Origin of the sequence: Pseudomonas baltica, assembly GCF_031880315.1 — a bacterium.
Lineage (GTDB): Bacteria > Pseudomonadota > Gammaproteobacteria > Pseudomonadales > Pseudomonadaceae > Aquipseudomonas.
In genome coordinates this window covers 4,019,523-4,033,505 of the sequence record NZ_CP134771.1, presented here as the reverse complement: position 1 = coordinate 4,033,505, position 13,983 = coordinate 4,019,523, and the positions used below count along the sequence as shown (strand labels likewise).

Here is a 13,983-nt window from a genome sequence, read left to right as displayed (position 1 = left end):
ACCCTGTGCCGGCCCCACCGCCAAAATCGGCGAGGCCGGACGGTCGCCTCAGCGCTCGCGCCGATACGCGCGCTCGGCGCCATCGAAGCGTTCGAGCATGGCCGCCGTCGGCGCGCCCACCGAGCTGACCAGCCAGATGGCCAGGCTGGCAAACACGAAGCCCGGAATGATTTCGTACATTCCCAGCAGCGCGAACTGCTTCCAGACGATCACCGTCACCGCCCCCACCACGATACCCGCCAGCGCGCCGTCACGGGTCATGCCTTTCCACAATACCGAGATCAGTACGACTGACCCGAACGCCGCGCCGAAACCCGCCCAGGCATAGCTGACCAGCCCCAACACGCGATTTTCCGGGTTGCTGGCCAACCAGATGGCCACCAGCGCCACCAACAGCACCATCGCACGCCCCACCCATACCAATTCACGCTGAGTGGCATGCTGGCGCAGGAAGGCCTTGTAGAAATCCTCGGTCAGCGCGCTGGAGCAGACCAGCAACTGGCAGCTGAGGGTGCTCATGACCGCCGCCAGAATCGCCGAGAGCAACACACCGGCAATCCACGGATTGAACAACAGGCGCGCCTGCTCGATGAACACCCGCTCGGGGTTCTCGGCGACCGCCCCGGCCACCTGCGGATGGGTAGAGAAATACGCCACACCGAAGAAGCCCACGCCCAGGGCGCCGCCCAGGCACAGAATCATCCAGACCATGGAAATACGCCGGGCCTTGTCGATCGACTTGACCGAGTCGGCCGCCATGAACCGCGCCAGGATATGCGGCTGGCCGAAATAGCCCAACCCCCAGCCAAGCAGCGAGACAATGCCGATGAAGGTGGTACCGCGCAACACATCGAAATGCGCCGGCGCCTGCGCCTCGATGGCCAACATCGCGCTGTCGGCGCCGCCGCTCGCCAGCATGACCATCACCGGGGTGAGGATCAACGCGAAGATCATCAGCGTCGCTTGCACGGTATCGGTCCAGCTGACCGCCAGAAAGCCGCCGATCAGGGTATAGGCGATCGTTGCCGCCGCCCCGGCGCAGAGCGCCTGCTCGTAGGTCAAGGCAAAGGTACTCTCGAACAGGCGCGCCCCGGCGACGATGCCGGATGCACAATAGATAGTGAAGAACAGCAGAATCACCAGCGCCGCGATGACCCGCAGCAGGCCGCTGCGATCATCGAAACGGCTGGCGAAGTAGTCAGGCAAGGTCAGCGCATCGCCATTGTGCTCGGTCTGCACCCGCAAGCGTCCGGCGACGAACAGCCAGTTGAGATAGGCGCCGGTGATCAGCCCGACTGCGATCCAGCCTTCGGACAACCCCGATAGATAGATGGCGCCAGGCAAACCCATGAGCAGCCAGCCGCTCATGTCCGAGGCGCCGGCCGACAGCGCCGTGACGAAACTGCCCAGGCGCCGCCCGCCCAGAATGTAATCGGCAAGGTTGTGGGTCCGGTGCCAGGCGATCAGTCCGATCAGCACCATGGCGGCGATATAGATCACAAAGGTGATCAGAGTAGGGTTACCAAGGGTCATGAGTTAATGCCTTCTTGTTATGGCTGCGGCCTATAAGTGCAACCGGAGTTGCACCCAGATAGCCGAATGAAATAAATGCCCCGAAAAGGAGCATACCTCTGATTTCATGGGGGTTAGCGCACCATCGGGAAGCATACCCAGTCAACCGTGGCCGCATATCCACAACAGTGTTACCAATCCTTTCAAAAAGTGGGTTGCACCCGGTTGCACCCAGCCTTGCGCCGAGCTAATCTGCACGCCACCTGATGCCGCGGGTCCAGCGGCCTTGATGAGGATTTGTAATGGCGACGACCACCCTTGGGGTCAAACTCGACGACCCGACCCGTGAGCGATTGAAGGCGGCAGCCCAGTCGATCGACCGCACTCCGCATTGGCTGATCAAACAGGCGATCTTCAATTACCTCGAGAAACTCGAAGCGGGCGCAACCCTCAACGAGCTCAGCGGTCTGGGTGGCGCCCTCGGTGACGACGCCGGTGAAGTACAGGTCGAGCACAGCCATCAGTGCTTCCTCGAGTTCGCCGAAAGCATCCTCCCGCAGTCGGTGCTGCGCGCCGCTATCACCGGCGCCTATCGTCGCCCCGAGCAGGAAGTCGTGCCAATGCTGCTGGAGCAGGCGCGCCTGCCCGCCGCCATGGCCGAGGCCACGCACAAGGTCGCCGCCGGCATCGCCGAAAAACTGCGCAATCAAAAAAGCGCCAGTGGCCGCGCCGGTATCGTCCAGGGTCTGCTGCAGGAGTTCTCGCTGTCGTCCCAGGAGGGCGTGGCCCTGATGTGCCTGGCCGAGGCCCTGCTGCGGATCCCCGACAAGGGCACCCGCGACGCGCTGATCCGCGACAAGATCAGCAACGGCAACTGGCAGCCGCACCTGGGTAACAGCCCGTCGTTGTTCGTCAATGCCGCCACCTGGGGCCTGCTGCTGACCGGCAAGCTGGTCTCGACCCACAACGAATCCGGGCTGACGTCGTCCTTGAGCCGCATCATCGGCAAAAGCGGCGAGCCAATGATTCGCAAGGGCGTCGACATGGCCATGCGCCTGATGGGCGAGCAGTTCGTCACCGGCGAAACCATCGCTGAAGCCTTGGCCAACGCCACGCGTTTCGAAGCCAAGGGCTTCCGCTATTCCTACGACATGCTGGGCGAAGCGGCCCTCACCGAACACGACGCGCAAAAATACCTGGCGTCCTACGAGCAGGCCATCCACTCGATCGGCAAAGCCTCCCACGGCCGCGGCATCTACGAAGGCCCGGGCATTTCCATCAAGCTCTCGGCACTGCACCCGCGCTACAGCCGCGCCCAGTACGAGCGCGTCATGGATGAGCTGTACCCGCGCCTGCTGTCGCTGACCCTGCTGGCCAAGCATTACGACATCGGCCTCAATATCGACGCCGAGGAAGCCGACCGCCTGGAGCTGTCCCTCGACCTGCTCGAGCGGCTGTGCTTCGAGCCGCAACTGACCGGCTGGAACGGCATCGGCTTCGTCATCCAGGCCTATCAGAAGCGCTGCCCGTATGTGATCGACTACGTCATCGACCTGGCGCGCCGCAGCCGCCATCGCTTGATGATTCGCCTGGTCAAGGGCGCCTACTGGGATAGCGAGATCAAGCGCGCCCAGGTCGAAGGCCTGGAAGGCTATCCGGTGTACACCCGCAAGGTGTACACCGACGTTTCCTACATCGCCTGTGCGAAAAAACTGCTGTCGGTGCCAGAAGTCATCTACCCGCAGTTCGCCACCCACAACGCCCACACCCTGGCGGCCATCTACCACATCGCCGGGCAGAACTACTACCCCGGCCAGTACGAGTTCCAGTGCCTGCACGGCATGGGCGAGCCGTTGTACGAGCAAGTGGTGGGCAAGGTCGCCGATGGCAAGCTGAACCGTCCGTGCCGCGTGTATGCGCCGGTCGGCACCCACGAAACACTGCTGGCCTACCTGGTCCGCCGCCTGCTGGAAAACGGCGCAAACACCTCGTTCGTCAACCGCATCGCCGACCACTCCATCTCGATCCACGAGCTGGTGGCCGATCCGGTGAGCAGCATCGAGCGCATGGCGGCTCAGGAAGGCGGTTTCGGCTTGCCGCACCCGCGCATTCCGCTGCCGGTCGACCTCTATGGCAGCGAGCGCAACAACTCCGCCGGTATCGACCTGGCCAACGAACATCGTCTGGCGTCGTTGTCCAGCGCCTTGCTGGCCACCGCCCATAACGACTGGCAAGCGGCACCGATGCTCGGCTGCCCGATCAGCGCGGGCACGCCCCAGCCGTTGCTGAACCCGGCCGACCACCGCGATGTGGTCGGTCACGTCCAGGAAGCGACCGTCGAAGACGTCGACAACGCCCTGCTCTGCGCGCTGGGCAACGGCCCGATCTGGCAGGCCACACCACCGGACGAGCGCGCCGCCGTACTGGAACGCGCCGCCGACTTGATGGAAGCCGAGATCCAGCCGCTGATGGGCCTGCTGGCCCGCGAAGCCGGCAAGACCTTCGCCAACGCCATCGCCGAAGTGCGCGAGGCCGTGGACTTCTTGCGCTACTACGCGGTGCAGGCTCGTCACGACCTGAGCAACGACGCCCACCGCCCACTGGGCCCGGTGGTGTGCATCAGCCCGTGGAACTTCCCGCTGGCGATCTTCACCGGTCAGGTGGCTGCGGCACTGGCGGCCGGCAACCCGGTGCTGGCCAAACCGGCCGAACAGACCCCACTGGTCGCCGCTCAGGCCGTGCGCCTGCTGCTCGAAGCCGGCATCCCTGAAGGCGTGCTGCAACTGCTGCCCGGCCGCGGTGAAACCGTTGGTGCCCGGCTGGTGGGCGACGAGCGCGTCAAAGGCGTGATGTTCACCGGCTCAACCGAGGTAGCGCGCCTGCTGCAACGCAACATTGCCGGGCGCCTGGACAACCAGGGCCGGCCGATCCCGCTGATCGCCGAAACCGGCGGCCAGAACGCCATGATCGTCGACTCCTCGGCGCTTACCGAACAAGTGGTCATCGACGTCGTCTCTTCGGCCTTCGACAGCGCCGGTCAACGCTGCTCGGCCCTGCGCGTACTGTGCCTGCAGGAAGACTCCGCCGACCGCGTGATCGAAATGCTCAAGGGCGCCATGGCCGAAGCCCGCCTGGGCAACCCGGAGCGCCTGAGCGTGGACATCGGCCCGGTGATCGACGCTGAAGCCAAGGCCAACATCGACAAACACGTGCAGGCGATGCGCGACAAAGGCCGCAACGTGTTCCAGATGGCCATCGCCGACAGCGCCGAAATCAAGCGCGGCACCTACGTGACGCCAACCCTGATCGAACTCGAAAGCTTTGACGAGCTGCAACGCGAGATCTTCGGCCCGGTGTTGCACGTGGTCCGCTACCAGCGCAAGGACATCGACCGCCTGATCGAGCAGATCAACGCGTCGGGCTATGGCTTGACCCTGGGCGTGCACACCCGCATCGACGAAACCATCGCCAAGGTCCTCGACAACGTCAACGCGGGTAACGTCTACGTCAACCGCAACATCGTCGGGGCCGTGGTCGGGGTGCAGCCGTTCGGTGGTGAAGGCCTGTCCGGCACCGGTCCAAAAGCCGGCGGCCCGCTGTACCTGTACCGTTTGCTGTCGACCTGCCCGGCAGATGCCATCAGCGCGTCGCTGCACCGTCAGGACGGCCCGACGGCGCCGGATGTGCGCCTGCGCGATGTCCAGCTCAAGCCGTTGCGCGCCCTGCAAGCCTGGGCTGCGAGCAATCAGCACGCCGAGCTGGCAGAGGTCTGCGAGCAGTTCGCCGCGCAATCGCAAAGCGGCGTCACACGCCTGCTGAGCGGCCCGACCGGGGAGCGCAACAGCTACACCATACTGGCCCGCGAGCACGTGCTGTGCCTGGCCGAAACCGAAGCCGACCTGCTGGTGCAACTGGCCGCCACGCTGTCGGTGGGCAGCCATGCAGTGTGGGTGGAGAACGAACTGGGCAAGGCTGTGCGCAATCGCTTGCCGAAGGACGTGCAGGGGAAAATTCGCCTGGTAGCGGAGTGGAACAAGGATGACGTGCCATTCGATGCCGTGATCCATCACGGTGATTCGGACCAACTGCGCGGCGTGTGCCAGCAGATCGCCAAACGCGCCGGGGCCATTGTCGGCGTGCAGGGGCTGTCTCAGGGTGAAAGCAATATCGCCCTGGAGCGCCTGGTGATCGAGCGGGCGTTGAGCGTCAATACCGCAGCCGCGGGCGGTAACGCCAGCCTGATGACCATCGGCTGACCCACCCCGCCAGCCGACCAGCCGGCCTGCCGACCTCGCGTCGTCAGGCCGGTTTTTTTTGCCTATCCCTCAGTACGCAAAGAACCTGCGGACGAGCACCTCTGCGCCGGGGTGCATCCTGGCGGCATAGGACGCATGACTGAAAGGTTCACCGGTGCGCATCCTCGGGCTGCATCGCCGCGACCTCTGTCAGGTCCACACGCATGAAGTAAAAGGCTTCGCCACTTTCCTCGCCGAAACTCTCCACCCGCCAATGTCTCCAGCTCGGTCAGGCGAAAGACCACGTTGATCAAATTGCCAGAGCTGGTATAGGCCAAGATCGCATGGCTGATGAACTGCCCGTCATCCAATGCAAGAACCCTCTTGGCAGATGAGAGGTCTGGCACGTCAAGAGAGCCGCAGGGCGGCGGCGCGGTATCTATCTACCAGGCCGCCGCCTGAGGCTTTTATCCGTAGCCCTTTGACATATATGCATTTACACAGGTTATTATCCTTGGCACGCAGCCTGCATGATGCACGCTTTGCCTTGGACTGGAGTACTGCCCTTGAATGCGACGACCATCAACAGCCTGTTCTTGATCGGCGCGTTGCTGGTAGGTGCGAGCATCTTGGTGAGCTCGTTGTCCTCACGGCTGGGCATCCCCATTCTGGTCATCATCCTCGCGGTCGGCATGTCGGCTGGGGTCGATGGTGGCGGTATCATCTTCGACAACTACCCCACGGCCTATCTGGTCGGCAACCTGGCACTGGCGGTGATCCTCCTCGACGGTGGCTTGCGCACACGGGTGGCGAGTTTCCGCGTGGCGCTCTGGCCGGCCTTGTCGCTGGCCACCGTGGGCGTGCTGATCACCACCGGGCTGACCGGCATGATGGCGGCCTGGCTGTTCGACCTGAACATCATCCAGGGCCTGCTGATCGGCGCGATCGTCGGCTCCACCGACGCCGCGGCGGTGTTTTCGTTGCTGGGCGGCAAGGGCCTGAACGAGCGGGTCAGCGCCAGCCTCGAGATCGAATCCGGCAGCAACGACCCCATGGCGGTGTTCCTCACCGTGACCCTGATCGACATGCTCGCCAGCGGCCAGACAGGCCTGCACTGGAGCCTGCTGTTCCATCTGATTCGCGAATTCGGCATCGGCGGCGCCATCGGCCTGGGCGGCGGCTGGCTGATGCTGCAGCTGGTCAATCGCATCAATCTGGCCAACGGCCTGTACCCGATCCTGGTGATCAGCGGCGGCCTGGTGGTGTTCGCCCTGACCAACGCCCTGCATGGCAGCGGCTTTCTGGCGGTGTACCTGTGCGGATTGGTGCTGGGCAACAAGCCGATCCGCAGCCGGCACGGCATCCTGCACATGCTCGACGGCATGGCCTGGCTGGCGCAGATTGGCATGTTCCTGGTGCTGGGCCTGCTGGTCACCCCCCACGACCTGCTGCCTATCGCCATCCCGGCGCTGGCCCTGGCGCTGTGGATGATCCTCATCGCACGGCCGCTGTCGGTGTTCGTCGGACTGCTACCGTTCAAGGCCTTCCATGGCCGCGAGAAGGGCTTTATCGCCTGGGTCGGCCTGCGCGGCGCGGTCCCGATCATTCTGGCGGTGTTTCCGCTGATGGCCGGCCTGCCCCACGCGCAGCTGTATTTCAACCTGGCGTTCTTCATCGTGCTGGTGTCGCTGCTGGTGCAGGGCACCAGCCTGCCGTGGGTCGCCAAGCTGCTCAAAGTCACGGTACCGCCGGACCCGGCCCCCATCTCCCGGTCGGCGCTGGAAGTCCACGTCACCAGCGAGTGGGAGCTGTTCGTCTACCGCCTGGGCGCCGAAAAATGGTGCATCGGCGCTGCGCTACGGGAACTGAAAATGCCCGAGGGCACCCGCATCGCGGCGCTGTTTCGAGGCCAGCAATTGCTCCACCCGTCCGGTAGTACGGTGCTGGAAGTGGGCGACCTGCTGTGTGTGATCGGTCACGAGCACAACCTGCCAGCACTCGGCAAACTGTTCAGCCAGGCCCCGCAACGTGGCCTCGACCTGCGCTTTTTCGGCGACTTTGTGCTCGAAGGCGACGCGGAGCTGGGCGCGGTGTCGGCGCTCTATGGCCTGCAACTCGACGGAGTCGACCCGCACATGCCGCTCAGCCGCTTCATTGCCCAGAAGGTCGGCGGTGCACCGGTGGTCGGCGACCATGTCGAATGGAACAGCACCATCTGGACGGTTGCGGTCATGGACGGGAACAAGATTGGCAAAGTCGGCGTCAGATTCCCCGAAGGAAGTCGCCCGGGCCCCGGGTTGTTCCTCTAAACTGCCGATCCAATCTTCGAGTTACCCGACTTTTTACCTATGCCTAGCCTGCGTTCTCTGCTCACCACAGCCCTGTTGGGGCTGTGCCTGACGATTTCTGCCGTCCACGCCGCCGATGCGCCCTCCCGCGACTCCGTGCAGCAAAGCCTCGACCGCATCGGAGATCGCAAACTGGCCGATGCCGACCAGAAAGCCCTGCAGGAAATACTGCAAGGCACCCTGACGTATCTCACCAATGACGAGGACAACCAGCGTCAACTGGTAGATCTCAAGCAGCAGTTGCTCGACGCGCCCAAGGACACCATCGCCAACCAGCGCGAACTCGCGCGCATCAAGGCCACCAAGGTGGTGCCGGTCGAGCAGCGCTATGCCAACCAGAGCGTTACGCAGCTCGAGCAGCTGCTCACCGATCGCAGCAACGAACAAGGCGGCCTGCAGAAGGCCCTGTCCGATGCCAACTCGATGACCATCGCCGCCCAGACCCGCCCCGAACGTGCGCAAACCGAGATCAGCGACAAGCAGAACCGCATCCAGCAGATCAACGGCATCCTCAAGAGCGGCCGCGATAACGGCAAGTCGATCAATGCCGACCAGCGCAACGAACTGAACGCCGAGCTGGCCGCGATCAACTCGTTGATCGCGCTGCGCCGCCAGGAACTGGCCGGCAACACCCTGCTGCAGGACCTGGGCAACAGCCAGCATGACGTACTGATGGCCAAGACCGGCCTGCTCGAACAGGAAATCCAGGACCTGCAGACGCTGATCAACCAGAAGCGCCTGGCGCAGTCGCAGAAGACCGTCACCGAGCAATCGCTGGAAGCGCAGAAGGCCGGCGGCAGCAGCGTGCTCGCCACCGAGAGCGCGACCAACGTCAAGCTCTCCGACTACCTGCTCAAGAGCACCGACGAGCTCAATGAGCTGACCCAAGAAAACCTCAAGACCAAACAGCAGCTCGATAGCATCACTCAGACCGACCAGGCGCTGGATGAGCAGATCAGCGTGCTGCAAGGCAGCCTGCTGCTGTCCAAGATCCTCTACAAGCAGAAACAGGCGCTGCCGCACCTCAAGGTCAACCGCAACCTGGCGGACCAGATCGCCGACATTCGCCTGTACCAATTCGAGGTCAATCAACAGCGCGAGGCCCTCAGCAGCCCGACCGCCTATGTCGAGAACCTGATCGCCGCGCAGCCGCCCGCCGATGTCACCCCACAGCTGCGCAAAGGCCTGCTGGATCTGGCCGTCACCCGTAGCGACCTGCTGGAGCGCCTGAACCGCGAGCTGAGCGCCCTGCTCAACGAGTCCATCACCCTGCAGCTCAATCAGAAGCAACTGGTCAGCACCGCCCAGAGCCTGCGCAAGACCCTCGACGAGCAGATGTTCTGGATCCCCAGCAACAAGCCGCTCGACGGCGACTGGTTCATGGGCATGCCCAAGCGCCTGGTCAAGCAGGTCGCAACCTTGCCCTGGGCCTCCAGTGTGAGCGAACTGAGCGACGGTCTGCTGCAGCGGCCGCTGCTGTTCCTGCCGTTGCTGCTGGTGATCGGTGCCCTGTTGTGGCGCCGTGGCTACCTGTACCGCAAGCTGGCGCAACTGCATCACGACATTGGCCACTTCAAGCGTGACAACCAGTGGCACACGCCGCTGGCGCTGTTGATCAACATCCTCCTCGCCCTGCCGGTGGCGCTGGCGTTCGGGCTGTGCGGGCTGGCGTTGCAGATCGACGCCCGCGGGCAGAACGCCAGCCTCGGCTCGGCGCTGCTGCAGATCGCCCAGGCCTGGCTGGTGTTCTATACCGCGTACCGGATCCTCGCCCCGGCGGGCGTGGCTGAACTGCATTTCCGCTGGGAGAAGCGCCAGGTCGAGTTCCTGCAAAAATGGGTGCGCAAACTGGGCTTCGTGGTGCTGGCGCTGGTCACCGTGGTGGCCGTGGCGGAGCTGCAGCCCTCGGCGCTGGCCGAAGATGTGATCGGCATCCTCGTGGTGCTGGCCTGCTACGCCTTGATGGCCAGCCTGCTGGGCCGCCTGTTGCTCGGCAGTCCGACCCATCAGACCGCCTCGCTGTTCCGCCGCGCAGTGGGCATGGCGTTCACCGCCTTGCCGATCGCGCTGTTCCTGGCGGTGTGCTTCGGCTACTACTACACCGCGCTCAAGCTCACCGACCGGCTGATCAACACCCTGTATCTGCTGATGCTCTGGCTGGTGATCGAAGCCGCGTTCGTGCGTGGCCTCAGCGTCGCCGCGCGGCGCCTGGCCTACAACCGCGCGCTGGCCAAGCGCCAGGCCGCGAAGGACAACGGTGATGGCGAAGGCGTGGGCGAAGAGCCGACTTTGGACATCGAACAGGTCAACCAGCAGTCCCTGCGTCTGATCCGCCTGGCGCTGCTGGGCGGCTTTATCGCGGCGCTGTACTGGGTGTGGTCGGACCTGATCAGCGTGTTCTCGTACCTGGACAACATCACCCTGTACGAATACACCAGCGGCACCGGCGCCACCATGAGCATGGTGCCCATCAGCCTGGGCGACATGATCGGCGCGGCGGTGATCATCGGCATTACCTTCATCCTCGCCGGCAACTTGCCGGGCCTGCTGGAAGTACTGGTCCTGTCGCGTTTGAACCTGGCTCAGGGCAGTGCCTACGCGACGACCACGCTGCTGTCCTATGTGATCGCCGGGGTCGGTTTCGTCTCGGCGCTGTCGACCCTGGGGGTCAGCTGGGACAAGCTGCAGTGGCTGGTGGCTGCGCTGTCGGTGGGCCTCGGGTTCGGCATGCAGGAGATCTTCGCCAACTTCATCTCCGGCATCATGATCCTGTTCGAGCGCCCGGTGCGCATCGGCGACACCATCACCATCGGCAATCTGTCGGGGACGGTCAGCAAGATCCGCATCCGCGCCACCACCATCACGGATTTCGATCGCAAGGACATCATCGTCCCCAACAAGACCTTTATCACCGGCCAGTTGATCAACTGGTCGCTGACCGACACCATCACCCGGGTGACCCTCAAGCTGGGCGTGGATTATGGCTCCGACCTCGACCTGGTGCGCAGCCTGCTGCTCAAGGCCGCCGCCGACAATCCACGCGTGCTCAAGGACCCGCAGCCCCACGTGTACTTCCTCAACTTCGGCGAAAGCACCCTGGACCACGAACTGCGCATGCACGTGCGCGACCTCGGCGACCGCAACCCGGTGCTCGACGAGATCAACCGGTTCATCAACAAGGAGTTCAAGGCGCAGAAGATCAACATCTCGTTCCGGCAGATGGAGATCTACCTGAAGAACACCCAGGGCGAGGAATACAAGCTGGTGCCGCAAAAGCCCGGCGAAGGTGGCCCGGCCGGGACGTTGCAGCCGCAAACCGATGAGCCCGAAACGCCTACGCCGGCGCAGTCGATCGAAGCACCGAACCCACCGCCGTCCAAACTGGACTGAGCCCTTCGCGGGCAGAGTCCGCTGCCACAAGGTGTACACTTCCCCCTGTGGCAGCGAGCTAGCGCGTGCGGCGGCGGCGAAACATCCATATCACTGGGAGACGGCCGTGAAAGCCCTCGACGAACTGACTTTCGACAACCGCTTCGCCCGCCTGGGCGATGTGTTCTCGATCCACGTGCTACCGGCGCCGCTGGACTCGCCACGCCTGGTGGTGGCCAGCGATGCCGCCATGGCGCTGCTCGACCTGGCTCCCAGCGAAGCCCAAACCCCATTGTTCGCCGAAGTGTTCAGCGGCCACAAGTTGTGGGCCGAGACCGAGCCGCGGGCGATGATCTACTCCGGGCATCAGTTCGGCCACTACAACCCGCAACTGGGCGACGGCCGCGGGTTGCTGCTGGGCGAGGTCTACAACACTGCCGGCGAGCACTGGGACCTGCACCTCAAGGGCGCCGGGCAGACGCCGTTCTCGCGCATGGGCGACGGGCGCGCGGTGCTGCGCTCGTCGATCCGCGAGTTCCTGGCCTCCGAAGCCCTCCACGCCTTGGGCATCCCCAGCTCCCGCGCGCTGTGCGTGATCGGTTCCGACACCCCGGTGTGGCGCGAAACTCAGGAGAGCGGCGCGATGGTCCTGCGCCTGGCGCCCAGCCACGTGCGCTTCGGGCACTTCGAGTACTTCTATTACACCAAACAGCCGGAACAGCAGAAGATCCTCGCCGACCACGTGCTGGCCATGCACTTTGCCGAATGCCTGGAGCAACCCCAGCCGTATCTGGCGATGTTCACCACCATCGTCGAGCGCAACGCCGAGCTCATCGCGTTGTGGCAGGCCTATGGGTTCTGCCACGGGGTCATGAACACCGACAACATGTCGATCCTGGGTATCACCTTCGATTTCGGGCCGTTTGCGTTTCTCGATGACTTCGACGCCAATTTCATCTGCAATCATTCCGATCATGAAGGCCGCTACTCCTTCAGCAATCAGGTGCCCATCGCCCACTGGAACCTCAGCGCGCTGGCACAGGCCCTGACGCCGCTGATCGCGCTCGAACCGCTGCGCCAGGCACTGGGGATGTTCCTGCCGCTGTATCAGGCCCAGTACCTGGACCGCATGCGCCGCCGCCTGGGCATGACCAGTGCCGAGGACGGCGACATGACCCTGGTGGAGCGCTTGCTCAACCTGATGCAGAACAGCGCCGTGGACTACAACCTGTTCTTCCGCCGCCTGGGTGATCAGCCTGCTGCGCTAGCGGTAGCCACTTTGCGCGACGACTTCGTCGACATGCTCGGCTTCGACGGCTGGGCTGCCGACTACCTGGCCCGCATCGGCCGCGAAGAACAAGGCAGCGACAGCGAACGGCAAGCTCGCATGCATGCCGTCAATCCGCTGTACGTGCTGCGCAACTACCTCGCGCAAAAAGCCATCGACGCCGCCGAGCGCGGGGACTACTCAGAGGTGCGCCAGCTACACGCCGTGCTGACCCGCCCGTTCGAACAGCAGCCCGGCATGGAGCAGTACGCCGAACGGCCACCGGAGTGGGGCAAGCATCTGGAGATCAGTTGTTCGTCCTGAGGTGGAGGTGCCACTGAAAGCCCCCTCGCCGCCTGACGCGAGGGCCTACACCGTCAATGTGGCAGCGAGTCGTATTCGGCGTCACTGCCGGGACGAGTCAACAGAAACGTGATAAACGGCCAATGCGCCGCTGCCTGAAAGATCAACGACTTCATTGGCCTGACTACAGGCCTGTATGCGTCTGCCAAATTATCGCAAATAGCGATAATTCCGATAACGGCGTAGGACGTTTCTCAAATCTCTTCCTACCTTGATAATCCAGCCTGGCGGCTCCACATAGGCAACATCTGCCCTCACCCGGTAACCCCGCCATGTCCGAACCATTGATCATCCCCTGCCCGCACTGCAACGGCCTGAACCGCATCCCCGCCGAGCGTTTGAGCGATCAGCCCAAGTGCGGGCGCTGCAAACAGGGAGTGCTGCTGAACGTGCCCTTCGAGCTGAGGCAAGGCGACTACAGCAGCCAGATCAAAGGCGATCTGCCGTTGCTGGTGGATGTCTGGGCCGAGTGGTGCGGGCCATGCCGGTCGTTTGCGCCGGTGTTCGAGCAGGCGGCGGCGCAACTGACGGGCAAGTGCCGGCTGGCCAAACTTGACAGTGAGGCCAACCCGCAACTGTCGACGCAACTGGGGATTCGCTCGATCCCCAGCCTGATCTTGTTCAAGGACGGGCGCGAAGTGGCGCGGCAAAGCGGAGCATTGCCGTTGATACAATTGCAGAACTGGCTCAAGAGCCAGGGTGTCGCTGCATGAATGATCTTTAACACCAGGGTCACAGACCCGGCCGTAAAGTATCAAAGCGCCCCCAGACGAACGGTAACGGGCGCTTGAAGCGTGATGCATCAGAGCTCCCCGCAATCCGCCGGGAGCACTGCTGCCGTGCAAATGGAAGCAACATTTGCACCTTCCCACCGCCATCAGGATAATGC

Annotated in this window: 6 protein-coding genes; 5 read left to right on the top strand and 1 reads right to left on the bottom strand. The window is 63.7% G+C overall.

Annotation, left to right across the window (positions count from 1 at the left end; genetic code table 11):
- Positions 1–48: 48 nt before the first annotated feature.
- The gene (gene putP / locus REH34_RS18080; protein ID WP_311968671.1) at positions 49–1,533 is read right to left on the bottom strand and encodes a sodium/proline symporter PutP; all 1,485 of its coding nucleotides are present in this window, start codon (positions 1,531–1,533) and stop codon (positions 49–51) included.
- 281 nt (positions 1,534–1,814) lie between these two features.
- Here putP and putA point away from each other — a divergent pair, with 281 nt between their 5' ends.
- The 5 genes from putA to trxC all read left to right on the top strand — a co-directional run bounded on the left by putA (position 1,815) and on the right by trxC (position 13,807).
- Positions 1,815–5,768: a trifunctional transcriptional regulator/proline dehydrogenase/L-glutamate gamma-semialdehyde dehydrogenase gene (putA, locus tag REH34_RS18075; protein WP_311968670.1), complete on the top strand. Its 3,954-nt coding sequence runs from the start codon at positions 1,815–1,817 to the stop codon at positions 5,766–5,768.
- 545 nt (positions 5,769–6,313) lie between these two features.
- Complete coding sequence (locus tag REH34_RS18070; RefSeq protein WP_226504233.1) at positions 6,314–8,056, top strand: potassium/proton antiporter; 1,743 nt, start codon at positions 6,314–6,316, stop codon at positions 8,054–8,056.
- 39 nt (positions 8,057–8,095) lie between these two features.
- Positions 8,096–11,485, top strand: coding sequence for a mechanosensitive channel MscK (gene mscK, locus REH34_RS18065; protein WP_311968669.1), 3,390 nt, complete (start codon positions 8,096–8,098; stop codon positions 11,483–11,485).
- Positions 11,486–11,591: 106 nt separating this feature from the next.
- The gene (gene selO / locus REH34_RS18060; protein WP_311968668.1) at positions 11,592–13,055 is read left to right on the top strand and encodes a protein adenylyltransferase SelO; all 1,464 of its coding nucleotides are present in this window, start codon (positions 11,592–11,594) and stop codon (positions 13,053–13,055) included.
- Between the two features lie 311 nt (positions 13,056–13,366).
- On the top strand, positions 13,367–13,807 hold the full coding sequence (gene trxC, locus REH34_RS18055; protein WP_311968667.1) for a thioredoxin TrxC: 441 nt from the start codon (positions 13,367–13,369) through the stop codon (positions 13,805–13,807).
- The last annotated feature ends 176 nt before the right edge of the window (positions 13,808–13,983 follow it).